This window comes from Rhizobium sp. YTU87027 (genome assembly GCF_050644135.1).
Taxonomy (GTDB): domain Bacteria; phylum Pseudomonadota; class Alphaproteobacteria; order Rhizobiales; family Rhizobiaceae; genus Rhizobium.
On the sequence record NZ_CP098441.1, the window covers coordinates 1,487,015 to 1,512,193 of the forward strand.

Here is a 25,179-nt window from a genome sequence, read left to right on the forward strand (position 1 = left end):
ACCTGATGCGCGAAGAGTGCGATCGGCAACGTTACACGGGCTGCTTGCATCATGCGTTCATTTGAGGCTTGGGTGGCTGCCCTCGTCAAGTGCTGGGTTTTCTTCGATATCGGCGTCCGGCCACGCCTTCCGACCAGCGTCTCGAAGAGCATGGATGGAGGAGCAGGCGGCATCTAGGCCATGTCGAGCGATTGCGCCGCATGGCGGAGTTCCTCAGGCCTTTGCAGTCGATTCAATACCCAAGTGAGCTTGCGAGCTGTGTCGTGGCCGTACGCAGCTTCAGAGATTCACGACCGACCGCTTCGCGCCTTTCAACGCACCATTCTATGCGTCGATGGGGTATCAGCTCGTTGAAGAGGAAGATTGTTCGCCACGCCTGAAGGAAATTCTTGAGTCTGAGGTCGGAAAAGGCCTCGAACGCCAGGCGTTTGGAAAGGGAAGAGGCCGCAGCCTGACGCCTGATATTGACGCGTCCATGCGCAGCGGAAAGATGTTGTCGCGGTCGCCGACGCTCCCTAGTTTCCTCGTGAGGTCGGTGAGGCGATGGGCAGCGAGAGACACCACCTCGCCTTCCCGCTGAATGCGCCTGTCGACCCCAAGCATGCCGGCGCCGAGGACGGCTTTTCGAAGGTCGTTACCCAGACGGCAAGATTGGTAATTCCGCTCTCGACAACGTCCCCGAAACTCGGGACGGCGCAAAATCGCGCGTCCCGATGGAACTTTTGCCCTCGGGCCAGATTTGACAATTATCTCAGTGATGGAGCGAATTGATGGCACAATCCCAGAATGGAGTAGCGCATCGACGTGCGCTTATGCAGCTATTCCGTCCGGCTCTCGACCCCAACGCGCAGCAAACTTCGAGTACGCGGTTGGCATGAGCATTCGTATCGACGCATGGCGCGGATACACGGAAGACTGTTGTCAACGATGAACGGATGGTTGTTGATGTAAGTGCTGCAAAGGGCTTGCGATGGCTGGCGATCACGGCGGTCTGCGCATGCTGTGCTACCTGCACGACCACACAAGCGCCAAACAGCTATCGCAGCAACGGATATATTTCCAGACAGGTATACGCTGTGAAGACGAACCTGCGAGCCGCCCACTTCAGGAATATGCGCAAGGGTGGTGGCCGCTATACCGTCGGCAAGCCCTATGTGGTGAAGGGCAAACGTTACTCGCCGAAGGAAGACCCGACTTATGACAAGAATGGCGTCGCTTCCTGGTATGGCTCAGCGTTTCGTGGGCGCTTGACTGCAAACGGCGAAGTTTACGATAGGAATCACCTTTCAGCCGCGCACCCCACCCTTCCCTTGCCGAGCTACGTGCGGGTGACCAATCTTGAAAACGGTTCTTCGCTCGTCGTGCGTGTTAACGATCGCGGCCCATACCATAAGGGCCGCATCATCGACGTTTCCAGCAAGGCGGCAGATTTGCTGGACCTGAAGCACCGTGGCACGGCGCATGTTCGTGTCCAGTATGTAGGCCGCGCCCGCCCGGGCGGACACGATATGCCTTATCTTATGGCTTCCTACGTCAGGAGGGATAATCGCCTACCGGACATCAAGCCGGAGCCCCAGATCGCAACCGACGTGATGGTAGCCTCAAATCAGTCGACCGGTGATCATTTGCGGAGCCACAGCCACTCCCCCTTGTTGACACAGACGAACCCTGCCGACAATACGCCGAGCACCTCCTACCAGACAGGGGTAATCGCGGCGGCCGCGTTTCAGACATTCGGGCAATTCGCGATGCTATCTGAGAACGAGACTGCCCTTGAGCGGCCGATCGAATACGCTCCATCGATGCCGCACCAAAAATATTGCTTGAACGAGAATAGGCAAGGCGGTGAGCCCGTCGCCTGCGAGGTTCAGGTTCTCCCGCTGCCGGGTGTCAACCGCAATGTGCGTCTGACCGGAGTGACCTGCGTAAAGCGACGTCGCTTTCGACTAAGCGGCCACCGCTGGCGAAGGACAACAATCCTTCTTGCGTAACTCCGCAAAGAACCCGTCGCGAGACATGCCCGCAGGTAACCATCGACCGGCAGCAGTCGACGGACCGAGCCCCTCGAAGTCCCCAAAGCCAGACCTACATATTGATTGGTCTGCGCGAGGCGGAGGTGCCGTCTTGGATCGATCGCTATTTCTCTCCAGACTTCTAGGGCCGACCTTTGTTGCGGTCGCGGTCGGCATGCTGATCAATCGCGACGCGTATCGGGGCATGATTTTAGAGGCGTTGCACTTTGGCATCCTGTTCTACCTGTCCGGTTTCATATCGCTGTTGGCCGGCCTCGCGATCGTCAACCTCCACAATCGATGGCAGAGGGACTGGCGCGTGATCATCACAGTGTTGGGCTGGCTGATGACGATCGGGGGCATTTTTCGGATCGTCTTGCCGCAGGTCGCAATCGCGGTAGGGGCGACCATCTACGGCGGTCGCGCCTCTACAATAGTGGTCGCGCTGACAACCGGTATTTTAGGCGCATTTCTGAGCTTCAAGGGTTATATGCGACGCGCCTGATAGACCGATTGAGGTCTATCGCAATCTCCCCTTCTGACGCTTCTCGGCCAAGCCCGGGTTCGACCATGCGGATATGCGCGCGCATGTAAAGATGGAAGATCACTCCGGCAAATTTACCTGGCGCGGGGCAAGCTCCGCGAAGAGACGTGGAGCCGTCCGCGTCAGCATTCAGTCGTCGGGATTGGGGAGCTGCTGGCCTGCGCGTGCGGAAACGAATAACGCTTTTCCCCTTAGAGTTGATCTAACTTCCGTGTTACCGTCGTTTGGATATCCTCGTGTCAAAGCATATCCGGAATAAGGCAGATGGTAGCGGCGGGAACAGCGCCAGCAGGCCCGCCTGAACGTTGATGCGAGGCGGTCGCGCTTCAATACCTACAATGCCGTCTTGTTGGGAGGATGATTCATGGCGGGAATACTCGATGTCGTCGTCATAGGAGCGGGTTCGGCCGGGCTTGGCATCAGTTATTTCCTCAAGCAGCAAGGTTACGATCATCAGGTGCTTGAAAAGGGCCGCATCGGAGAAACGTGGCGGACCCAACGCTGGGATTCCTTCCGTCTGAACTCGCCCCACATCCGCTCGTTGCTGCCGGGTGATGTCCGTGACGTTCCTGACCCTTGGGGTGTCAGCACGCAGCATCAATTCGTCGCCTATCTCGAGGGCTATGTCGAGCGGCACCGTTTGCCAGTGAAAACCGAGACTCCGGTAGAAGAATTGACCAGAGGTGACGGCCTCTTTCTCGTGACGACGCCGCGCGGTATCCTTCGGGCTCGCAACGTCGTGGTGGCGAGCGGTAGCCTGAACTGCCCCAAACGCCCGCCTGCGTCGGCGGGGCTGCCGACAACGTTTCGCCAGCTCGATTCCTCAGCATATCGCAATGCCACCGAGCTGGAGCAAGGTGCGGTCCTAGTGGTCGGCAGCGGTCAATCCGGTGGCCAGATTGCCGAGGACCTGATACTCGCTGGGCGTTCGGTCTTTTTGGCGACCAGCCGAGCCGGCCGCCTCGTCCGCCGTTATCGCGGCGGCGACATGTTCAATTGGATGACCGTTTCCGGTTTTCTTGACGTGCCGCGAAGGGACATCGTCCTGCCGTCCGGAAAGCTGCCGACGCGAGCCCTGCTGGGTGCCACGCATACGATGAGCCTGCAATCGCTGAGCGCCCAGGGCGTCGTGTTGCTCGGTCGCTTCTTGGGTATCGAGAATGGCAACCTGATGTTCGGTGGCAACCTGGATGAACACATGCGTTTTGCCGACGAGAGTTCAGCCGATGTCAAGCGCTTTATCGACGAATACATCCGGCGCGCAGGGCTGAATGCGCCGCCAGCCGAGGATGATCCAGCCGAGATGATCGCCGCACGCCTGCCAAGTCCACCGATCCGCTCAATCGAGTTGGCGACGAGCGGCATAAGGTCGGTGATCTGGTGCACCGGGTTCAAAGGCGATTTCGGGTGGATCAAAATCCCGGACACCATCGATGACGACGGCCAGCCTATTCACGAGGATGGGATCGGTTTCCTTCCCGGATTGTATTTTTCCGGCCTCGATTTTGCCGCGACACGGAAATCGGGAATCATAGTGGGGGTTGCAGAGGAAGCGGCGCGGCTGGTGAACCATCTCGCAAGGAGATCGGCGAGTTAGCACCTGCATGGCAAGCGCTGTTAGTGGCAAACGACGATCTACCGAGTCCCTGTGTTTGATTTCGCTTAGCCGCTTAAAGTTTTCATGTAGGAAAATCCGGGCGACCAAGTCGATCCGCAAGACAGAGACTTTCTCGCCCATCGCAACAAGCGTGGTCGGCAAACTACGATTTGGATGCTGGGTGACTCCGCATGATCGCGCTCTTGTTCTCGCACGCGAGCTAAGAAAAAGGCCCACGGGGGGTGTGGGCCAGGAACAGGGGAAAACACAGAAAGGACCAGTTGCTCTCGGTAGCAGTATGGTTTGTCCGCATGAAGGTATTGTGACGCTGAACCGAAAGCGTGTTCCAGAACGGCGTTTCTGGCGGCTCGCGATGCGAACTGCGTCGGGAGCCCGATCCCGTGCTGGAGCCCGTAGCCACGCGAGAAGCCCTTCGGCCTCAGAGCTCATGACCGCTTGCAGCGCGCTGTAGCCGAGACCTTCCCTCGCCTGTCAGGCTCTGCAGCCAACGCTCGTCTAACGCCCAGTTTTTTGAGATAGTAGGCATTGGGCAGATCACCCGATCTGCCCAATTATCGAGGGAGGATGTCCATGCCACTTTTCGTAACAACAGGGTGCTATACTGCCACGTCAGCGAAGGGAATGATTGACAATCCATCGAACCGAGAAACGGCGGCCCGTGGCGTCATGGAAGCAGCGGGCGGGAAACTGCATTCTTTCTACGTCACGACCGGCGAAACCGACTGGATGGCAATCACGGAATTCGACGATGGCGCTGACTTGGTCCCCGCACTTCTCGTCATCGGCGCATCGGGAGCCGTCTCGAATGTCAAAACGGTGAGGGCCTTCACCGGAGCGGAATTCAAGGCTGCGCAAGAGAAGGCGGGCACAATCGCATCTTCGTACAAGCCCCCGGCAAAATAAGCAGACCACCCGCTGAAACATCTCTGGCAGCGGATCGAGCCTCCGCTGCCAGAAAGGATGTGCTGGCGCATGTTTCCCCAATGTGGACGTACGTTTCTGCCGCCCCAGTACATTGCCGCGCTTTGGTGTTGCGTTTGGCGACGTTCACGTGTTCGCTCGCGATGGTGACCGGAACGCCCTGGCCATCCTGCCGTCAAACTCCGCAACAGCGCATTCCGTTGCTCGTTGCTCAGATTGGGGTGCGCTTCGATCAAGGGAGCCGGCTTTATGCGACGTTGACGCAGGAAATTGCAGGTCTGGGCGGCGACTCACCACGATAAGGTTAGCGGCAAGGCACGATACTATGACCACCTTCACGCGGATGCAGGCATTATTGGCTCCCTTTCCATTGGTGCCGGGTTGTCATCGTTCCCTTGAGCGATAGCTTGAAGATTTACGATCAGTCGGCACAGGCACATGGACCGCTGGCTTAACAGGTCTGTGGGCTCGCTCAGTGCATCATCGCCAGCGCGGCGGCGAAGAAATCCTCACCTCCGAAGTTTCCCGATTTCAGCGCCAGCAGCATATCGCCCTGCGCATTGGCGATCGTGCGCAAGACCGGCACGCCGGGCGCGATCTCCGGACCGATCTGAAATGCCGGAATGGCGAGCCTGTCGACCGCGGCCCCCGAGGTTTCGCCGCCGGCGACGACCAGGCGCCGCACGCCCCGCGACACCAGTTCGGCGGCGATGATCGAGGTTGCGGTTTCGATCGCGTGGCCGGAGGCGTCGCGCCCGTATTGCGCTTGCAACCGGGAAACGGTCTCAGGTGCCGCACTCGCGGCGACGACAACGGGACCGGCCGAGATGCGGTCTCCCGCCCAGGAAATCGCCGCGGCAATCTCATCTGGACCGGCCAACAGTTTTTCCGGGTCGAGCCGCAGGACCGGCATCGACCGTTCGGCGACGTCGAGCTGATGCAGCGTTGCCCTGGAGCAGCTGCCGGCGACGATGGCCGAAAGCCCGCCGACGGGGCGAATGGCGTCCGCCGTCGTAGCGCCACCGGCAGCGGCCCGGCCGGAGCGGACGAGTGCGCGGGCAAGGCCAAGCCCGAGGCCCGATGCGCCGGTGGACACCGGCGTTTCCAGCGCGATTGCGCCGAGCGTCTCGAGATCCTGTTCGAAGATTGCGTCGGCGATGGCCGACCTGACACCCGCCGTACGTAAGGCCGCGAGCCGGGTTCTGGCCGTATCCGGTCCCGCGGCGATTGCCAGCAGATCGATGAGCCCGACGGCCCTGCGCGATTGCCTGGCCATCACGCGCACGAGATTGGCGTCGTGCATCGGATTGAGGGGATGGTCCTTGAGCGGGCTTTCGTTGAGCGGCTGTCCGCCGACGAAGAGATGGCCGAGATAAACGGTGCGGCCCGTTTCCGGAAAGGCGGGTGTCACCAGCACCACGCCGCCGCCGGCGGCATCGCTCAAAGCCTCGGTGACCGGACCGATATTGCCGGCCTCGGTGGAATCGAAAGTCGAGCAGATCTTGTAGAGCACATGGGTCGCGCCGCGTCCGCGCAGCCATCGTTCGGCCGTGGTCGCGGCCGATACGGCGTCCGAGGCGGGCGCCGAGCGGATCTTCAGGGAAACGACAACCGCGTCGACATCCGGCAGCGCCAGCGACCGATCGGGGATGCCGACCGTCTGCACCGTGCGCAGGCCGTTTTTCGTCAGCGTGTTGGCGAGGTCGGACGCGCCCGTGTAGTCGTCCGCGATCGATCCGAGCGATATAGCCATCGTCTAGCTCCGTGCAAAAGGTCCAAACCAGTCAAGACCGTCCAGTGTGTGGCCGCGCGGGATGTATTCGCAGCCGATGAAACCGTCATAGCTAAGGCGGTCGATTTCGCCGAACAGATAGGGATAGTTGAGCTCCTCCCCGTCCGGCTCGTTGCGTGACGGCACGCTGGCGATCTGGATATGGCCGGTTATCGGCATGAGGCGGCGCAAGGCCATCGCCACGTCACCATGGATGATCTGGCGGTGATAGATGTCGAACTGCAGCTTCAGGTTCGGCAGGCCGAGTTCTGCGATCAGCCGCTCGGCGGCGCCGAAGTCATTGAGGAAGTATCCCGGCATGTTTCGCCCGTTGATCGGCTCGAGCAGGAGGTCGATGCCCTCCTCCGCAAGGCGACCGGCAGCGTAGACGACGGAGCGCAGGTAAGAGGAGACCGCGTCTTGGTCACGGGGATCGGCGAGGCCTGCCATTAGGTGCAACCGCTTGACGCCCGTCGCCGCCGCATAGTCGAGCGCCCGCACGACATCGACTTTCAGCGCATCAAACCGTCCGGGAAGCGCTGCGATACCGCGCTCCCCGGCAGCCCAGTCCCCCGGCGGCAGGTTGAACAAGGCCTGCTGCAGATTGTTGCGGGCGAGCCGTTTTGCGATCGCTTCCGGCGGGGCTTCATAGGGGAAGAGGTATTCGACGGCGGTGAACCCGGCATCGGCGGCCGCGTCGAAGCGGTCGAGGAACGGCCATTCGTTGAACATCATCGTCAGGTTGGCGGCGAAAACCGGCATGGCGTTCCTCTATAGGTTTTCTTTGGCCGCATCGGGCAATTGTGTGCCCGAAAGCTTTGCGTAGAGCCGCGCGAGCGAAGAATCGTCGTCACGGCCCATTCCGGCGCCGGAGGCGGCGAGATACATCTGCAGGGCCGCTGCTGCGAGCGGCACGGGATAGCGCTCGGAGCGGGCCATGTCCTGGACGATGCCGAGATCCTTGACGAAGATCTCGATGCTGCTCAGCGGCGTATAGTCTCCGGCCAGCACATGCGGCACGCGGTTTTCGAACATCCAGGAATTGCCGGCCGACGCCGTGATCACCTCGTAGACCTTGTCGAGATCGAGGCCCTGCTTGGAGGCAAAGGCTATCGCTTCGCAGGCGGCCGCGATATGCACTCCGGCGAGAAGCTGGTTGATCATCTTGAAGGCCGCACCGGTTCCGGCCGCCTCGCCGAGCTCGTAGACTTTGCCGGCCATGGCGTCGAGAGCCGGGCGGGCCGTGTCGAACGCCCGGCTGGAGCCGGATGCCATGATGGTCAGGGCGCCGCTCGCCGCCTTGGCGGCACCACCAGAAATCGGCGCATCGAGATAATTGAGCCCGAGGGCCTCGGTCCGTTGCGACATGTCGCGTGCCACCGCCGGGTCCATGGTCGCCGAGGAGATGAAGACGGCACCGGGCTTCATCGTCTTCGCGACACCTTCGGGGCCGAACAGGACGGCCTCGGTCTGCGCGCCGTTGACGACGACTGAAACAACGATATCGGCGCCCTCTGCCGCGCCGGCGGGCGTGGCTGCCCCGCGGCCGCCCTCGGCGACGAAGCGATCCACCGCCGCAGCCGTGATGTCGTAGCCGACGACGTCGAGACCTGCGCGTTTCATCGAGCGGGCCATTCCAAGGCCCATGGAACCCAGACCGATGACGGCCGCGACAACGGTGGGGCCGGTGTTTTCAGCAAGCGGTGACATGACGATTTTCTCCAGTCTTGTAAGGGAAAAACTGCCCCTCCGGATGAAGCCGCCACCCGGAGGGGTCGGTGTCTAGCGATTGACGGTGTTCGCCGGCACCGTCAGCACGGCCAGCGAACCGATGACCAGCGCTGCCGCCAGTAGATACATCCCAGCGCTGTTGCTGCCGGTGAGGTCCTTCAGATAGCCTACGAGAAATGGCCCGAGGAACCCGGCGAGATTGCCGACCGAGTTGATCCAGGCAATACCGGCCGCAGCCCCGGTACCGGCAAGAAATGCGGTCGGAAGCGACCAGAAGAGTGGCGCGCAGCTGATGGCGCCTGCAGCGGCCAGCGAGAGGCAGATGATTGCGACCGTCGTGCTTGCCGCCCAAGTCGCCGCGACAAAGCCACCGGCGGCGATGAGCGCGGGAATGACGAGGTGCCACCGGCGTTCACGCAGCCGGTCGGCGGAGCGGCCGAGCGCAAGCATGGCGACGAAGGTGCAGATATAGGGGATCGCGGAGATCAGTCCGATGTTCAGGTTTCCGGTTACGCCCGAGGCCTTGACGATAGTCGGCATCCAGAAATTCAGGCCGTATTGCCCGAGCACGAAGCAGAAATAAATCAGGCACATCAGCCAGACGCGGCGGTCCGTCAGGGTTCCGGCAATGCTGTGCGGGCTTGCGACCTTGGCTCTGTTCTCCGCCTCGATATTGGTCGTCAGCACCTGCTTTTCCTCATCGCTCAGCCATCTCGCGTCGCGGATCTTATCATCAAGGTAGAAGAACGTGGCGACGCCGAAAAAGATGGCTGGGATGGCCTCGATGAGGAACATCCACTGCCAACCGGAAAGGCCGTGCGTGCCGTGGAAACTGTCCATCAAGAGACCCGAGAGCGGATTGCCAAAAATGGCGGATATCGGGATCGCTGACATGAACGTAGTGATGATCCCGGCGCGGCGATGGGCCGGATACCAGGCCGTCAGATAGAGAATGATGCCGGGGAAAAATCCGGCCTCCGCAACGCCCAGCAGGAAACGCAGGACATAGAAGACGGTTTCCGACGAGGTGAACATGAAGGCGGCGGAAATTATGCCCCAGGTCACCATGATACGGGCGATCCACACCCGTGCGCCGACCTTGTTCATGATCACGTTGCTCGGCACTTCAAACAGGAAATAGCCGATGAAGAAAATGCCGGCGCCGATGCCATAGGCCGCTTCTGAAAGGCCGAGCTCGCTCGACATTTGCAGCTTGGCGAAGCCGACATTGACGCGGTCGAGATAGGCGACCACGTAGCACAGCATCAAAAATGGCACGATGCGCCAGAATACCTTGCCATATGCACGGTCCTCCACCGCCTGTGCGGCGTACGCGCCATCGACTGGCGCCTGCGTTTGCAGCGTCATGATTCTCTCCTCCACTAGTTGCCGCGGTCTCCTGTCGGTTCCTCCTGCGGCACGCCAGGCCACTTTTGGCAGCGCTGCCATTGTCTCTAATTCATTTTGGCAGCGCTGCCAATACAAAATTGGTAGCGCTGCCAAAAAGACCTTGCTTCTTGGCGGCAGCGGTGAACAATGGCTGCCGGATGGATCATCGCGCAGGCATGCCCGCTGACGAGCAAGTCATCTAAGAGCTGGGTTCAAGAGTGACCATGGAATTCAAACATCAGGCGACGGTGACGCTGGCCGAGGTCGCCGAAGCGGCCGGTGTCGGCGAGAGCACGGTGTCGCGCGTGCTGCGCAACCACGGTTCGTTTTCCGGCAAGACGCGGGACCGGGTGATGGCTGCGGTCGAGCGGCTCGGATATGTGCCGAACCGGATTGCAGGAACGCTGGCTTCTGCCGGTTCGCGTCTTGTTGCCTTCGTCATTCCCTCATTGTCCAACATCGTCTTTCCCGACGTGTTGCGAGGCGCCAGCGCCGTCCTGGAGGAAAATCGGTATCAGGCGGTTTTCTCAGTCACTGATTATGATCCCGACAAGGAGGAAGCGCTTGCCGCCGCGATGCTCGCCTGGCGGCCGGCGGCCGTCATGCTGGCCGGATACGAGCACACCGAGGGCACGGTAAAGATGCTGCGCGCGAGCGGTTGCCGGATCGTCGAAATGCTCGATCTCGACGGCGACGCCCTCGACATGGCGGTCGGTTTCTCGAACCGCGCGGCCGGACGCGAAAGTGCTGCTTTCCTGCTCAAGCGGGGCTATCGCCGCATCGGCTATGTCGGTCACGACCTGAACCGCGACACCCGCGCCGGCAAGCGGTTTTCCGGCTTTTGCGAAACGCTCGGCGCGCATGACGCGCCGCTCGCCGACCGCGAAATCCTCGCTGGTGCATCATCCGTGGAGCACGGCAGGCTGGGGTTGGAGCGGTTGCTTGCCCGTACGCCTGGTCTCGACGCGGTTTATTTCTCGAACGATGACATGGCGCTGGGCGGCTATTTTCACTGCCTGGCGCGGGGGATTTCGATCCCCTCGCAGCTTGCCATTTTCGGCTATAACGGCCTCGATATTGGCCGGGTGACGCCGCAACAGCTGTCGACCATCCGTACGCCGCGTGTGGCAACGGGACAGATGGCAGCACGGCTCGTCGTCACCAACGCGCCGCCCCAGGTCGTGGATCTCGGTTTCGAGCTGATCGAAGGGGCAACCGCCTAAGAGGGAGGAACGTCATGTCCGACGCGCGCCTGCGTGAGGAAATCTGCCGCTACGGCCGCTCGCTGTTCGAGCGCGGGCTGACGCCCGGGTCGTCCGGCAATATTTCGTTGCGGCTCGAGGATGGCGGCTGGCTCGTCACGCCGACAAACGCCTCGCTCGGCTTCCTCGATCCTGCCCGCATATCGAGGCTGGATGCCAAGGGCCAGCACCTCGCCGGCGACAAGCCAACCAAGGAAATTCCGCTTCACACGGCACTCTACAACACGCGTGGCAGCGCCCGCGCTATCGTCCATCTTCACTCCACCCACGCGGTGGCGCTGACCATGCTGCCGGAGATCGATCCGCGCGCCGCCCTGCCGCCGATGACCCCCTACTATCTCATGCGCGCCGGCGAGACGGCGCTGGTTCCCTACTATCGTCCCGGCGATCCGGCGGTGGCCGATGCAATCCGTGGGCTGGCGGGCAAATATTCGTCGGTGCTCCTGGCCAATCACGGACCGGTCGTCGCCGGCGACAGCCTGGAGGCGGCGGTTTTCGCTACCGAGGAGCTGGAGGAAACGGCGAAGCTTTATCTGTTGCTGCGCAATCTCAACCCCCGCTACCTCAGCCCGGCGCAGGTGGCCGATCTTGCCAAGACCTTCGGCCTCGAGCTGCCGTCGCATCACGACCACGACCACGACCACGGTTGAATAAGTGAGCGTATTTGAGGGTATTCATTCCTTCACCGCCCCGGTCATCGACGAGACGTAATAATCGACGAAGAAGGAATAGAGGATCACCACCGGCAGCGAGCCGAACAGCGCACCCGCCATCAGCGCTCCCCACTCGAACACGTCACCGCGGACAAGTTCCGTCAGCACGCCAACGGGCACCGTCTTGTTTTCCGAAGACTGGATGAAAGTCAGCGCATAGATGAACTCGTTCCAGGACAGCGTGAAAGCGAAGATGCCCGCCGATATCAGCCCGGGGACAGCAAGCGGCAGGATGATCTTGATCAGAATCTGCCAGCGCGTTGCGCCATCCACCAGTGCACTCTCCTCGAGTTCGAACGGGATCGACCGGAAATAGCCCATCAGCAGCCATGTGCAGAAGGGAATGAGGAAAGTCGGATAGGTGAAGATCAGCGCCAGTCTGGAATCGTAGATGCCGAATTTGAAGACGATGAAGGCGAGCGGAATGAAGAGGATCGACGGCGGCACGAGATAGGCGAGGAAGATCAGCAGCCCCACCGGCCGCGAGCCCGAGTACCGTACCCGCTCGATTGCATAGGCTGCAAAAACCGAAGCTGCGAGCGACAGAAACGTCGCGCAGGTCGCAACCAGCATCGTGTTCCACAACCAGCCCGGATAGGAGGTCTCGAACAGCAGGTACTTGATGTGATCGAGCGTCGGGCTGACCACCCAGAAGGGGCTGTGGTTCGTATAGTCGGTCAGCTGCGAATTTGGCTTTATCGCCGTGATCGCCATCCAGTAGAATGGAAAGAGCAGCACGAAGACGAACACCGCCATCGGCAAATAGACCATCACGATCCGGCGCGGCAGGCGATTGAGATAGCTCATTCCCTGTACGTCGTCTATCAGAACGGCGTCTTCGGATTTCAAGGTCGTGGCCATTGTCATTCTCCCCCAATCAATCCTGGCCGCCCTGCTGCCATTTGCGGCGTTGCAGGCCGAAGAAGCTGAACATGATAGCGGCAAGCAGGAAGGGGATCATCGCCACGGCGATCGCGGCCCCCTCGCCCAACTGTCCGCCGGGAATGCCGCGCTGGAAGGACAGCGTTGCCATCAGATGCGTCGCATTCACCGGACCGCCCTTGGTGAGCACGTAGATGAGTTGGAAATCGGTAAAGGTGAACAGTACCGAGAAGGTCATGACGACGGCGATAATCGGCGTCAGCATCGGCAACGTGACGTAGCGGAAGCGCTGCCAGCTTGTCGCGCCGTCCAGTGACGCGGCCTCCTGCAATGAGGCCGGAATGGTCTGGAGACCAGCGAGCAACGAAATGGCGACGAAAGGAATGCCGCGCCACACATTGGCTGCGATCACCGAGGCCCGGGCGTTCGTCGGATCGCCGAGGAAGTTGATCGGGCTGTCGATCACACCGAGCTGCATCAGCGACCAGGAGATGATCGAGAACTGCGCATCGTAGATCCACCAGAAGGCCAGCGCCGAAAGCACGGTCGGAACGACCCAGGGCAAAAGCACGATCGCCCGGAAGAAGGATTTGAACGGCAGATTTTCGTTCAACAGCAGCGCCAGCCAGAGCCCGAGGACGAATTTCAGGACAGATGCGACGATCGTGTAGAGAAGCGTGTTGAAGACCGCGAGCCAGAAGACCGAGTCCTCGGCAAGGAAGATGTAATTTTCGAGCCCGATGAACACGCCAGGACGGCCAATGCGCGTATCGGTGAAGCCAAGCCAGACGCCCAGACCAAGCGGATAGGTCAGGAAGCAGACAAGGAAGACGGCGGCCGGCAGCATGAAGAGGAAGCCGATCATATTCCTGTTCTGCATGAGCGAAGCGATCGCCGATGGCGGCTTCCTGGACGATACTGTGGGCATCGGACATCTCCAGCATGATGGATTTGGGGATGGGACCGGCGGGAGCATTTGCGCCGGTCCCTTTCTGGACAGCCTTGCTGCGACCGCGGGTTCAGACCCGGTAATAGCGGTTTGCTCGGCGCTCAGCCTCAGTAATCGCCTCTTCCGGCGTCTTCTGCCCCGTGACGGCGCTCGCGAACATGTCGACCAGCACATAGTCGGCCATCACACCGGCGGAGGCATAGCCGAGCGGGCCGGCATAGCCATTCGGACGCAGCGTTTCGGAAGCGCGTGCATAGGGCGCGTGGATGGGGTCGGACGTCCAGACGGGATTGCTGGCGAAGGCCTTGAGCGGCTGGCAGCAATAGGCGCTGGAACCCGTGATCCAGGCATTCATCTGGTCGGCCTCCATCATGAACTTGATGTAAGCCTTAGCCGCTTCCGGATATTTCGTGTGGTTGAACAAAACCAGTGAACTCGTCTGATGCAGTTCGACGCTCTGGCCGACCGGACCGATCGGGAAGTTGGTGGTGCGGATATCAGCCGCAAGTTCCGCCGTCGCCGGGTCTTTCTTCGCCGCATAATAGAGCGAGACGCCGTTCGCCGTCAGCGACACCTGGCCCGCGAGGAAGGCGCGGTTGTTGTTGATATCGAGCCAGCTCTCGGTGCCTGGAATGAAGGTCTCGTACAGCGCCTTGGCATAGTTGATCGCCTTCAGCGTCTCGGGACTATTGATGACAACCTTGCCGCCTTCATCGACCATCTTGCCACCATGGCTCCAAAGCAGCCAATGGGCATAGTTGTTGCCGTCACCGACGGCCTTGCCATGCGGGAAGCCGGCGGGCGTTCCCTTCGCCTTCATCGCCTTGCAGAGTTCGAGGAAACCTTCAGTATCCTTCGGGAATTCGCTGAAGCCAGCCGCCTTCATATGGCTGTCGCGGTAGCAGACCGCGTTGCCGATGGCTGTCAGCGGCATGGCGATGAACTTGTCGTCGCGCGTCGCATAGCCTTTCACGCCATCGTACCATCCGCCATATTTGCCGCCGAGATAGTTGGCAAGCTCGGTCAGATCGACAAGCTTGTCCGGGTATTGGTGGGCGTCGTCAAACCAGCACATCACCAGATCCGGTCCGGACCCGACATTCGCGGCGACCGCGGCCTTCGGGCGAATGTCCTCCCAGCTTTCCTTGTCGATACGGACGGCAACCCCGGTCGCTTCCGTGAATTTCGCGGTATTGGCAAGCCATGCATCCTCGTCGCCCTTGACGAAGGGCGTCCAGCGCAAGAGCCTCAGGCTTGCACCTTCCTCCGGCTTGTAGACCGGTTCAGCTCCTTGGGCGAAAGACGGACGGATGGCGAAAGGCGAAAGGCCAGCCATGCCGGCAATTGCGGCAGATGCAGCAAGAAAATCACGTCTCTTGAAAGTCATAATGCTCCTCCTGGTAACACGGGACATCATCGTTTTCGACATCCGCCGTCCCGTTTGACGAATGCCGGGCAATGGCTTCCGGCATTGCCGGAAACGCCGACCCGAAACCGGATGCGTTAGGGCTCCTCTCCCGACGCAGCGGCAAGATGGGCCGGTATCAGTCGGTCAGCCGCGCCCCGGTTTCGGCATCGAACAGGTGAATTTGATTGGCATCGATCGACAGATGGATCGCCTCGCCCGGGCGCACGTTGACGCGTTCGCGAAAAATGCAGGTGACGTCCGTTCCGCCGAAGCGCACGATCATCTGCGTTTCGTAGCCGGTGGGCTCGATGACCGCGACACTGGCGGCAAACCCGTTCGGGTCGAGCGACATATATTCCGGCCGCACTCCGTAAATGAGATCGCGCCCTCTTCCCGCCGACGGTGGCCGCGCGACGGGCAGCGCCATGCCATCGGTTGCGATAAAGTTATACGGATTTTGCGGATCGAGCCTGCCCTTGATCATGTTCATCGCCGGCGAGCCGATAAAGCCGGCGACGAAAAGATTGGCGGGGCTGTCATAGAGCTCAAGCGGGGAACCGATCTGCTCGACAACGCCGTCATGCATGACGACGATCTTGTCGGCCATGGTCATCGCCTCGATCTGGTCATGCGTGACGTAGACGGTCGTCGTCTTCAGCCGCTGGTGCAGCTCCTTGATCTCCGCGCGCATGGCTACGCGCAGTTTTGCATCGAGGTTCGACAGTGGTTCGTCGAAGAGAAACACCTGTGGATCGCGCACGATCGCCCTGCCCATGGCCACGCGCTGGCGCTGGCCGCCGGAGAGCTGGCGCGGATAGCGATCAAGCAGCTTTGAAAGCCCCAAAATTCCGGCCGCTGTGCCGACGCGCTTGTCGATCTCAGATTTCGGTGAGCCGTTTAGCATGAGCGAGAAGGCCATGTTGTCGGCGACCGTCATATGTGGGTAAAGCGCATAGTTCTGGAACACCATGGCGATATCCCGATCCTTGGGCGGCAGGGTGTTGACCACCTTGTCGCCAATGCGGATCTCGCCCGCCGAAATGTTCTCAAGCCCAGCCAGCATTCGCAAAAGCGTTGACTTCCCGCAGCCGGAAGGGCCAACAAGGATGACAAATTCGCCGTCCTCGATTTCGATGTTCACGCCCTTGATGACGGGAAAGGCTCCGAATGATTTTCTGACATCGACGAAGTCAACGCCTGCCATATGCTTTCCTCCCTATGAATGACATCTGAACCCGGTGGATTGCCCGGCGGCTTCCTCGTACCGTTCTCGGACCCCTTCCGGTTCCCTCTCGACTGCCCTTACCCTCGCCCCACCAGAGGCATCTTCGTCGCCATGACCGTCATCGTCAGCACATTCGCCTCCAACGGCAGGCTTGCCATGTAAACAACGGCATCGGCGACATGTGCGACGGGGATCGTCGGCTCACTGGCGGTCTCGCCATTGGCCTGCAACACCCCGGAATTCATCTTCGACGTCATGTCGGTTGCTGCATTGCCGATATCGATCTGGCCGCATGCGATGTCATATTTACGCCCGTCGAGCGCCGTCGACTTGGTCAACCCGGTGATCGCATGCTTGGTTGCCGTATAAGGCGCGGAGTTCGGCCGCGGCGTCTGGGCCGAAATCGAACCGTTGTTGATGATCCGCCCCCCGCGCGGCTTCTGCGCCTTCATCAGCCGGAACGCCTGCTGTGTGCAGAGAAATGCACCCGTGAGGTTCGCGGCAACAATGCCGCTCCATTGCTCGAAGGTCACATCCTCCAGCGACACGGGCGGCACAGTCGAGCCGGCATTGTTGACCAAGAGGTCGAGCCGGCCGAACTCCGTGCGGACCGCTTCGAAAAGGCGAGCGACCGCGGCCGGATCGCCAATATCTGCAACGATCGCCCGCACCGTTCCTCCGGTTTGTGCCGCTATGCCGCCAGCGGCTCTATCGAGGACGTCTGCGCGCCGCCCGGTGATGACGACCGTATAACCCTCCGTGCTCAAGGCCTCGGCGACGCCGCGTCCGACACCCGTGCCCCCGCCCGTCACCAGTGCAATCTTGCCTTCGCCGGATTTCAAAGCGCGAACCATCTCAAATGTGTCCTCCGAGTTCGTCTTCGATATGGATCTTGATGATCTCTTCGAAGTTGGTTTCGGCTCTGAAGCCCAGTTCGCAAGCACGCCGCGCGTCGAAATCGGTTGCCCAGCCTGCAACAATCGAGCGGATAACCGGGTCGGGCTCACGGCGGATGAGCTTGACGGCCTTCTCACCAGCCACACGCCGAAGCGCCTCGATCTCCTCACCGACAAGGGCGGAAAGGCCGGGCATGGTCAGATTGCGTCTCGGGCCGATCACCGACGCATCCATCCGCGCGGCCTGAACGAAGAAACCGACCGCCGAACGCGGGCTCGCAAACCAGTGGCGCACGTTCTCGTCCACCGGCAACACCGCCTCCTGACCGGCCAGTGGCTCGCGCAGAATATTGGAAAAGAAGCCGGATGCCGCCTTGTTTGGTTTACCCGGGCGGACGCAGATCGTCGGCAGGCGGATGCCGACGCCATCGAAAATGCCACGCCTTGTATAGTCGGCGAGGAGCAGTTCGCAGATCGCCTTTTGCGTGCCGTAGCTCGTCAGTGGCGTGGTAAAGAACTCGTCGCTGATCTTTTCCGGAAAAGGCTGTCCAAAAACGGCGATCGATGAGGCGAAGATCACGCGTGGAACGTACGGTTCCCGCAAACCCTCATGGCGGATCGCCTCGAAAAGAGCCCGCGTTCCGTCGAGATTGACCTTATAGCCCTTGTCGAAATCTGCCTCGGCCTCGCCCGAAACGATCGCCGCGAGGTGGAAGATCACGCCGGGCCGCAACGCGACGAGCTTCTCAGCCGCATCGTCCGTTGAAAGATCAAGCGCAAGTGTCGCTACGGCGGCCGACAGGGCCTGCGGCACGGGCGGTTCGATGACATCGACCAGCGTCAGCCTGGAAATATCGTAGCCAAGCACGCCCTCCTCCCAGGCGAATTTTTCCACCAGCTTTCGGCCAACCATCCCGGCCGCTCCAATCACCATGACATGCATGCTCGGTGAACCTCCTACCTGCTACCGGCCAGGCCGGATCAAGCTTTCGTCCTGCTCTTGCTCTTTTCCCGCTTCGGCTTCCCATTCCCGCCAAGCAGTTCCTTCGTCGTGTCGTAGATCCGGGTGAGATGCCGTCGAAAGGCACCAACGACCGCGTCCCGGTCGCGCCGCTCCAGTGCCTCCATGATCTCGGTGTGGTCGTCATAGCTGGCATCGATCGCGCCTGGCCGTGACATCGCGCTGCGCCGGTGGTCCATCATGTAGGTGTAGAGGTCGGTGACGAAGTCGGAGAGCAGCGGGTTTCCGCAAGCCCGATAGATTCCCATGTGGAATTCGCGGTCGCAGATCAGGAAGCGCATGGCGTCATCGCCACACAGCTTTTGCGCTTCGAGCAGGCTTTTGAGCTTGCCCAACATCTCCTCATCAATCCGATCGGCAGCATCGCCGACGACCTTCAGCTCGATATGTAGCCGGGCCGCGTGAACATCGTCGAGATCGTAGCTGTCGATGGCGTTGGGCGAGGCGATGGTAACGGTGAGATGGCTGAGATCGACGTTGCAGACCCGCGTGCGAGTGCCCTGAGACACCTCGAGGATGCCGCGTGCGGCGAGCGTCTGGATGGCGCCGCGCACGGTTTCGCGGCTGACATGAAGCACATTGGCGAGTTCCCGTTCACCCGGCAAGACATCGCCGGGACGCAGCATGTTGGTGGCGATCAGCACCATCAGCTTGTCGGCGATGAGATCACGAGCAGTGCGCCGGTCGAGACTTTGTCCGACCTTCGGCATCTGTGTGAGTATCGGGCTGCCGTTCATCGCCGTCATCACCTCCAACTGACCCACTGGTTGGTCCAGCAGATCAGTTGGCATGGAGCCGCGAAAACTATGTCCCGTCAAGACAGGTTCGTCGCTGCAGCGCATCAAAAATTGGCTCTAAAACAGCACCGTTGCCGCTCACCGCAGGCTTCGGCACGTCGATCGGAGCTCGGGCCGGGATTGGGCCATGCTCCGCCGAGATGGGGTCGGTTCCGGCTCGGGGCGGAATGACACCCTAAGCGCTTTCCTCCGTAGGCCAGAGATATTCGCCGGTGGGCAGGATGTGCGCCCAGCCCAGCGGAGAGATGTGGGCTTCTGTAACGGGCCTTAAGTCAATCCCTTATGAGCTTAATCCCTCGCCGAGTGCTTGCTTCTGTTGGGGTGGACGGCCCCTGAACGGCATCGAAGTGTGCCAGAGTGAGTCGTTGTGAACTCAAGCAAGGGAGCCGTCCGTGGACCAGATTATTCGTATTGGCATGGATACGTCAAAACATGTCTTTCAATTGCATGGCGTCAACGCTGCTGAGCAACCGATCCTGCGCAAGAGGATGCGCCGTAAGGAAATGGTGGGCTTTTTCACGGAATGCCCGCCGACTGTGATTGCGATCGAAGCCTGTGGTGCTTCGCATCACTGGGCCCGGTTGCTGGCTCGGGCATGAGGTCAAACTGATCCCCCCGCAGCTCGTGAAGCCTTATGTCAAACGTGGCAAAAATGATGCAGCCGATGCGGAGGCACTATGCGAGGCAATGAGCCGCCCAACAATGCGGTTCGTTCCAATGAAATCGGCGGATCAGCAAGCCGTGCTGATGCTAGTTGGCATACGCGAGCGCGTTGTTGCCGCACAAACACAGCGTTCCAATACGATTCGCGGCCATGCGGCTGAGTTTGGGCTGACCGCCGGTAAAGGCATGTCCCATATCCCGCTACTGCTTGAACGGATCATGATTAACGAAACCATTCCAGCCCTGGCACGCGATCTCTTCGCATCTCTCGCTGACGAATTTGTGCAGTTAGATGAGCGCCGGAGGGAACTGGAGGCGAAACTGATGGCCTGGTATCGAAATAATGAATGCTGCCGTCGTCTTGCAAAAATCCCGGGTGTCGGGCCGATCGGCGCAGTACTACTGGTGATGAAAGCGCCGGCGCCGGAGTTGTTTGCGTCGGGAAGGCAATTTGCCGCCTGGATGGGGCTGACGCCCCGGGACCATTCGACTGCGGGTAAAGTCAGGCTTGGTGTCATTACGAGGGCCGGAGATGAGGCATTGCGCAAAACACTGGTTGTGGGCGCGACCGCGGTGTTGCAGCACCTGCGAGCGGGACGCGGAAGGAAGGCTTCCCCATGGCTTGTCGAGTTGCTCACGCGCAAGTCACCCAAGCTCGTGGCTATCGCGCTGGCCAACAAGATCGCCCGGATTTCCTGGAAGATGATGGTGACCGGCGCAACCTATCGCCAAAACGCTGAGCCGCCAAAGTTGGCAAGTGCGGCTTAAGAGATCAGGCAACCACCGCAAGCTGGCAATCAAAGCTACCGCGTTGTCTGATGCGTGAACTTGCAGGAAACGAGCAGATGGTGTGATCGATCGATCCGAGACGCGGGACACTCCGTTGCGGACAGTGGCTTTTGAAGTCGAGCTTCTGTTTGGAATCCATGTCGCGGAACCCATCTTGGCCAGCGTTCATGTGCGAGCGCAACAAAAGGCCGGACATATGAACGCAAGCGATCCGATCAAAATCATCATAAGAGTTCTTGCAAGGAGGGGGCCGTCCACATATGTCCGCAGTCGGCACTTGGCCGCTGCTTTATGGGGTCTGCTGAGGACCGGCTGGCCAATCTAGCGACGCGCAATCATGTAGTGTTGCTGCCACAGCTGCGGCCTAGCCCATCCATCGTCCCGGCGTAGGGACCTTGCTCTGGGGGGCTGATGGCAGTGCCCGCCCGAAACCTATCCTGTTGTCTCCTTCCGGCTCAGGCGGCCATGGCTGCCTGAGCCTTGTGGGGAATGAAGTTGGTTCCATCCCTGAGCATATGGTGCAACACCACCGCCAGCTTACGGGCCAGCGCGACACGCGCCTTTCTGGGGCCCGCACGTCTGGCGACCGCCAGTGCCCAGCTTTTGAGATCCGAGCCTTTGACCGGAGGGCGCGGACCGATCGGTTCCGTCAGAAGTCCATGCCGCCTGCCGGCAGGGGCGGCACGGGCGCCTCCTTCTTCGGCTTCTCGGCGACCATTGCCTCGGTGGTAATCAGCAGGCCGGCGACCGAGGCAGCGTCTTGCAGCGCGGTGCGAACGACCTTGACCGGGTCGATCACGCCCTGATCGTAAAGATCACCGAACTCGTTGGTCTGGGCGTTCCAGCCATAACCAAATTCGGTCTTCTCGCGCAGCTTGCCGACAATGATCGAGCCTTCGGCACCCGCGTTCTCGGCGATCTGGCGCACCGGTGCCTCGAGTGCCCGGCGGACGATCTCAACGCCGTGCCTCTGGTCGGCATTCTCGGTCTGAGTGTTGTCCAGTGCTTTGACGGCCCTCAGCAAAGCGACACCACCGCCCGGCAGCACACCCTCCTCGACGGCCGCCCGCGTGGCATGCATAGCGTCGTCGACGCGGTCCTTGCGTTCCTTGACCTCGACCTCGGTTGAACCGCCGACGCGGATGACGGCAACGCCGCCGGCAAGCTTGGCCTGCCGCTCTTGCAGCTTCTCACGATCGTAGTCCGACGTGGTTTCCTCAATCTGCGCCTTGATCTGGGCGACGCGGCCCTGAATCTCACTCTTCGAGCCAGCGCCGTCGACGATTGTTGTGTTTTCCTTCTCGACGACGACCTTTTTCGCACGGCCGAGCATGTTGAGCGTGGCGTTTTCAAGCTTGATGCCGAGATCCTCAGAGATTGCCGTGCCGCCCGTCAGGATGGCGATGTCCTCCAGCATGGCCTTGCGGCGATCGCCGAAGCCCGGAGCCTTGACAGCCGCGATCTTCAGGCCGCCGCGCAGCTTGTTGACGACGAGCGTCGCCAGCGCCTCACCCTCGACATCCTCGGCGATAATCAACAGCGGCTTGCCTGATTGAACGACCGCTTCAAGGACCGGAAGCAGCGCCTGCAGGTTCGAGAGCTTCTTCTCGTGGATGAGCACGTAGGGCTCTTCGAGCTCAACCCGCATCTTGTCCGGGTTGGTGACGAAATACGGCGAGAGATAACCGCGGTCGAATTGCATGCCTTCAACGACTTCCAGCTCCGTCACCGCGGTCTTGGCTTCCTCGACGGTGATGACGCCTTCATTGCCAACCTTCTCGACCGCTTCTGCGAGGAAGCGGCCAATCTCGGTGTCGCCGTTGGCCGAGATGGTGCCAACCTGGGCAATCTCGTCGTTCTTGGTGACTTTTCGCGCGTTTGTCTTCAATTCCTCGACAATGGCGTCTACGGCTTTGTCGATACCGCGCTTCAGGTCCATCGGGTTCATGCCCGACGCCACGGCCTTCGCACCTTCCTTGACGATCGCCTGGGCGAGAACTGTCGCGGTGGTGGTGCCGTCACCAGCGATGTCGCTGGTCTTCGAGGCAACCTCCCGCACCATCTGTGCGCCCATGTTCTCGAACTTGTCCTCAAGCTCGATCTCCTTGGCGACGGTGACGCCGTCCTTGGTGATGCGGGGAGCACCGTATGACTTGTCAATCACCACGTTACGGCCCTTGGGGCCGAGCGTAACCTTGACGGCATTGGCGAGGATGTCGACGCCGCGCAGCATCTTCTCGCGGGCGTCGGAATGGAATTTCACTTCCTTGGCAGCCATTTTTCTACTCCTTCCTGAGGCAGCATTCCTTGTTAGCAGGGGGCGGGATCGACACTAGGCTGCGTTTCTCGCTGCGGCTTCGACCTCGATCACGCCCATCACGTCCGATTCCTTCATGATAAGCAGATCCTCGCCATTGAGTTTGATCTCGGTGCCCGACCATTTGCCGAACAGAATGCGATCGCCCACTTTCACATCGAGCGGTCGCAACTGTCCGCTGTCGTCGCGCGCACCAGGGCCGGCGGCAACGACCTCACCTTCCTGCGGCTTTTCCTTCGCCGTGTCTGGAATGATGATGCCGCCGGCCGTTTTCTCCTCGGCCTCGATGCGGCGAACCAGGATTCGGTCATGCAAGGGACGGAACGTCATGTCGCTCTCCTCATGGACAAACAGGTTTTTCAAGCGGTCCTCCGCGCCGCATTCGGAAGCGAACCCGACGCGGAGCGACGAGCTTTTCGGCATCGCCGCGCAAATCGATCTGGTTTTTGTTTTTTCGAGTTTCAAGAGGGGCGCAGAAATTTTTTAGCACTCCGCCCTGTCGAGTGCTACCGGTATGAATTCATGGGACTATTCTTCGCCGATGCCATTCGCCGCCCCTCTTGACGGAAGGCAATGTAATCCCCACTTCATCTTCGCCGGCCGCCAAAAATGGGTCGGCCTGGTCAGGGGGCGCCTAGCTTCTTGGCGCTCCCTCGTATCTATGTTGCTCTACGGAGGATGTAGCTATGAGAACAAACCTCGACTTTGCCCCCTTCTACAGGTCAAGTATCGGCTTTGACCGCATCTTCGACCTGCTCGAGAACGCCAGCCTCAACGCTGACAACTGGCCGCCCTACAACATCGTCAAACTTGGCGAAGATGCCTACCGGATCGCTATCGCGGCGGCGGGCTTCGCCGAGGACGAACTGACGATTACCCATGAAGCGAACATGCTCGTGGTCAACGGCGTGAAATCGGAGGACGAAGAGGTACAATACCTCCATCATGCGCTTCCGGTACGACCGTTTGTTCGGCGATTTGAACTCGCCGATCATATGATCGTCGAGGGCGCAAAGCTCGAGAACGGGCTTCTCGTTATCACCCTCAGGAAGGAAATACCTGAGGAAATGAAGCCACGTCGGATCGCCATCGAAACCGAGATGACGAAACCAGCTTCGAAGCAGATCGACGGCGACAAGGCGGCCTGACGAAGCGCGCACTGCGCGATCCTCACCTGTTGTCGAGCAGGTGAAGGAAAGCAGCTGCGCCAAAAAGGAGGAAAGAAACCGAAAGGATGACAGCCATGAGTGTACGTGACCTGATCCCGTGGAGCCGTGGCAGCAGCCAGGTCCCGAGCATCTATCGCGGTGATGACATGGATCCATTCCTGTCGCTGCACCGCAATGTCAACCGTCTGTTCGACGAAGTCTTCCGCGGCTTCGGCCCGCCATCGTTGTTCGGTGGCACGGCGTCTTTCAATGGCTCGTGGCCGCACGTGGAAATCGAGGAGAATGACAACGAGATCCGCGTGATAGCGGAGGTTCCAGGCATCCAACCAGACGACATCGAGGTGCTGCTGGAAGACGGTATGCTGACGCTTCGCGGCGAAAGCAAATCGGAAACCGAGGATAAGGATCGTCGGTTCAGCGAGCGCTATTACGGGCGCTTCGAACGGCGGCTGTCCCTTGGTCGCCAAGTCGATGAGGACAAGATCGCCGCAACGTTCAAGAACGGTCTCCTCGCAGTGACGCTGCCGAAGACCGAAAAGGCGCGAGCCAACGTCAAGCGGATCACCATCGACAGCACCAAATAATACCGACCGCCGCAAGCCAGCCGGGTACTAACGTGCCCGGCTGGATATGCGGGTGGCAAAAACCGATGACGTGGTTGAGGGAACCCCTTGCGCGAGACAGACTATCCGGCCGCGCTGGCCGGAAGTTCGTGGAGCACGTCAGCACCAGCCAGCCCCTGGCGATTGACATCAACTGCCGGCGACCAAACATTGATCCCGTAGCACGCATTTTTCACCCGTCACGCTCGGTGATGACTTCGGCGCGCGTCTCGGGGCAACCTGCTGGTATTCGAGCGGCAAGCCCCACCCGTCATCGACTGTCTGATGGGCTACACTGGCGGGAGTGATATGACACGCTGACTCAGGTTGAACTGCATTTCCCACCCGCCGATAGTCCCAGAGTGCCCAGGCTGACACGGCGGTGACGAGCATGCCGAGGACCACATGGGTCCACATCGCGTTCATGCTCGCCGCGAATTGAAGCAGCCAGGGCGAGACCATCAGCCAGGAGAAGATGCGGCTCAACCGCACCACAGCCT

The 25,179-nt window shown here is 60.5% G+C and carries 21 protein-coding genes and 3 pseudogenes; 9 read left to right on the plus strand and 15 right to left on the minus strand.

Going from position 1 to position 25,179, the window contains the following annotated elements:
* Positions 1-935: 935 nt before the first annotated feature.
* The 4 genes from NBG89_RS25940 (at position 936) to NBG89_RS25955 (ending at position 5,077) form a co-directional block, all read left to right on the plus strand.
* Complete coding sequence (locus NBG89_RS25940) at positions 936-1,991, plus strand: septal ring lytic transglycosylase RlpA family protein (RefSeq protein ID WP_431323180.1); 1,056 nt, start codon at positions 936-938, stop codon at positions 1,989-1,991.
* Between the two features lie 133 nt (positions 1,992-2,124).
* Positions 2,125-2,517 (plus strand): hypothetical protein, encoded by a 393-nt coding sequence (locus NBG89_RS25945; protein WP_431323181.1) that lies wholly within the window; start codon positions 2,125-2,127, stop codon positions 2,515-2,517.
* Between the two features lie 403 nt (positions 2,518-2,920).
* On the plus strand, positions 2,921-4,153 hold the full coding sequence (locus NBG89_RS25950; protein ID WP_431323182.1) for a flavin-containing monooxygenase: 1,233 nt from the start codon (positions 2,921-2,923) through the stop codon (positions 4,151-4,153).
* 591 nt (positions 4,154-4,744) lie between these two features.
* Positions 4,745-5,077 carry a GYD domain-containing protein gene (locus NBG89_RS25955; protein ID WP_431323183.1) on the plus strand — a complete coding sequence of 111 codons (333 nt, stop codon included), beginning with the start codon at positions 4,745-4,747 and terminating at the stop codon, positions 5,075-5,077.
* Positions 5,078-5,567: 490 nt separating this feature from the next.
* On the opposite strand, the gene otnK is transcribed toward NBG89_RS25955, so the two are convergent.
* The 4 genes from otnK to NBG89_RS25975 all read right to left on the minus strand — a co-directional run bounded on the left by otnK (position 5,568) and on the right by NBG89_RS25975 (position 9,965).
* Positions 5,568-6,848, minus strand: a complete 1,281-nt coding sequence (otnK, locus tag NBG89_RS25960) for a 3-oxo-tetronate kinase (protein ID WP_431323184.1) — start codon at positions 6,846-6,848, stop codon at positions 5,568-5,570.
* 3 nt (positions 6,849-6,851) lie between these two features.
* Positions 6,852-7,628 carry a 2-oxo-tetronate isomerase gene (gene otnI, locus NBG89_RS25965; protein ID WP_431323185.1) on the minus strand — a complete coding sequence of 259 codons (777 nt, stop codon included), beginning with the start codon at positions 7,626-7,628 and terminating at the stop codon, positions 6,852-6,854.
* A gap of 9 nt (positions 7,629-7,637) precedes the next feature.
* The gene (ltnD, locus tag NBG89_RS25970; RefSeq protein ID WP_431323186.1) at positions 7,638-8,576 is read right to left on the minus strand and encodes an L-threonate dehydrogenase; all 939 of its coding nucleotides are present in this window, start codon (positions 8,574-8,576) and stop codon (positions 7,638-7,640) included.
* A 72-nt stretch (positions 8,577-8,648) separates the two neighbouring features.
* Complete coding sequence (locus NBG89_RS25975) at positions 8,649-9,965, minus strand: MFS transporter (RefSeq protein ID WP_431323187.1); 1,317 nt, start codon at positions 9,963-9,965, stop codon at positions 8,649-8,651.
* A gap of 245 nt (positions 9,966-10,210) precedes the next feature.
* On the opposite strand from NBG89_RS25975, the gene NBG89_RS25980 reads away from it, so the two are divergent.
* Positions 10,211-11,209, plus strand: a complete 999-nt coding sequence (locus tag NBG89_RS25980; RefSeq protein ID WP_431323188.1) for a LacI family DNA-binding transcriptional regulator — start codon at positions 10,211-10,213, stop codon at positions 11,207-11,209.
* A 14-nt stretch (positions 11,210-11,223) separates the two neighbouring features.
* Positions 11,224-11,898 (plus strand): aldolase, encoded by a 675-nt coding sequence (locus tag NBG89_RS25985; RefSeq protein ID WP_431323189.1) that lies wholly within the window; start codon positions 11,224-11,226, stop codon positions 11,896-11,898.
* A gap of 24 nt (positions 11,899-11,922) precedes the next feature.
* Here the strand turns inward: NBG89_RS25985 and NBG89_RS25990 are convergent, their stop codons facing one another.
* The 7 genes from NBG89_RS25990 to NBG89_RS26020 form a co-directional block, all read right to left on the minus strand.
* Positions 11,923-12,822, minus strand: coding sequence for a carbohydrate ABC transporter permease (locus NBG89_RS25990; RefSeq protein ID WP_431323190.1), 900 nt, complete (start codon positions 12,820-12,822; stop codon positions 11,923-11,925).
* Positions 12,823-12,838: 16 nt separating this feature from the next.
* On the minus strand, positions 12,839-13,771 hold the full coding sequence (locus NBG89_RS25995) for a carbohydrate ABC transporter permease (RefSeq protein ID WP_431323191.1): 933 nt from the start codon (positions 13,769-13,771) through the stop codon (positions 12,839-12,841).
* Between the two features lie 91 nt (positions 13,772-13,862).
* Positions 13,863-15,179 (minus strand): ABC transporter substrate-binding protein, encoded by a 1,317-nt coding sequence (locus NBG89_RS26000; protein WP_431323192.1) that lies wholly within the window; start codon positions 15,177-15,179, stop codon positions 13,863-13,865.
* Positions 15,180-15,336: 157 nt separating this feature from the next.
* A complete protein-coding gene (locus NBG89_RS26005) occupies positions 15,337-16,404 on the minus strand; it encodes an ABC transporter ATP-binding protein (protein WP_431323193.1) in 1,068 nt (355 codons plus the stop codon).
* Between the two features lie 98 nt (positions 16,405-16,502).
* Positions 16,503-17,279 (minus strand): SDR family oxidoreductase, encoded by a 777-nt coding sequence (locus NBG89_RS26010; RefSeq protein WP_431323194.1) that lies wholly within the window; start codon positions 17,277-17,279, stop codon positions 16,503-16,505.
* 1 nt (position 17,280) lies between these two features.
* Positions 17,281-18,264 carry a D-erythronate dehydrogenase gene (gene denD / locus NBG89_RS26015; RefSeq protein ID WP_431323195.1) on the minus strand — a complete coding sequence of 328 codons (984 nt, stop codon included), beginning with the start codon at positions 18,262-18,264 and terminating at the stop codon, positions 17,281-17,283.
* Positions 18,265-18,302: 38 nt separating this feature from the next.
* Positions 18,303-19,079, minus strand: coding sequence for a FadR/GntR family transcriptional regulator (locus NBG89_RS26020; RefSeq protein ID WP_431324555.1), 777 nt, complete (start codon positions 19,077-19,079; stop codon positions 18,303-18,305).
* 452 nt (positions 19,080-19,531) lie between these two features.
* On the opposite strand from NBG89_RS26020, the pseudogene NBG89_RS26025 reads away from it, so the two are divergent.
* Positions 19,532-20,570, plus strand: a pseudogene (locus NBG89_RS26025) (IS110 family transposase).
* Between the two features lie 476 nt (positions 20,571-21,046).
* Here NBG89_RS26025 and NBG89_RS26030 read toward each other — a convergent pair.
* The 3 genes and pseudogenes from NBG89_RS26030 to NBG89_RS26040 all read right to left on the minus strand — a co-directional run.
* Positions 21,047-21,205 (minus strand): annotated as a pseudogene (locus NBG89_RS26030) (IS110 family transposase); the annotation flags it as partial.
* Between the two features lie 35 nt (positions 21,206-21,240).
* Entirely contained in the window at positions 21,241-22,869 is a 1,629-nt protein-coding gene (gene groL / locus NBG89_RS26035) for a chaperonin GroEL (protein ID WP_431323196.1), read from the minus strand.
* Positions 22,870-22,923: 54 nt separating this feature from the next.
* Positions 22,924-23,238 (minus strand): co-chaperone GroES, encoded by a 315-nt coding sequence (locus tag NBG89_RS26040; protein WP_431323197.1) that lies wholly within the window; start codon positions 23,236-23,238, stop codon positions 22,924-22,926.
* A gap of 356 nt (positions 23,239-23,594) precedes the next feature.
* On the opposite strand from NBG89_RS26040, the gene NBG89_RS26045 reads away from it, so the two are divergent.
* Complete coding sequence (locus tag NBG89_RS26045; protein WP_431323198.1) at positions 23,595-24,056, plus strand: Hsp20 family protein; 462 nt, start codon at positions 23,595-23,597, stop codon at positions 24,054-24,056.
* A 95-nt stretch (positions 24,057-24,151) separates the two neighbouring features.
* Positions 24,152-24,661, plus strand: a complete 510-nt coding sequence (locus NBG89_RS26050) for an Hsp20/alpha crystallin family protein (RefSeq protein ID WP_431323199.1) — start codon at positions 24,152-24,154, stop codon at positions 24,659-24,661.
* Between the two features lie 351 nt (positions 24,662-25,012).
* Here the strand turns inward: NBG89_RS26050 and NBG89_RS26055 are convergent.
* A pseudogene (locus NBG89_RS26055) lies at positions 25,013-25,147 on the minus strand (SPW repeat protein); the annotation flags it as partial.
* Positions 25,148-25,179 lie beyond the last annotated feature (32 nt).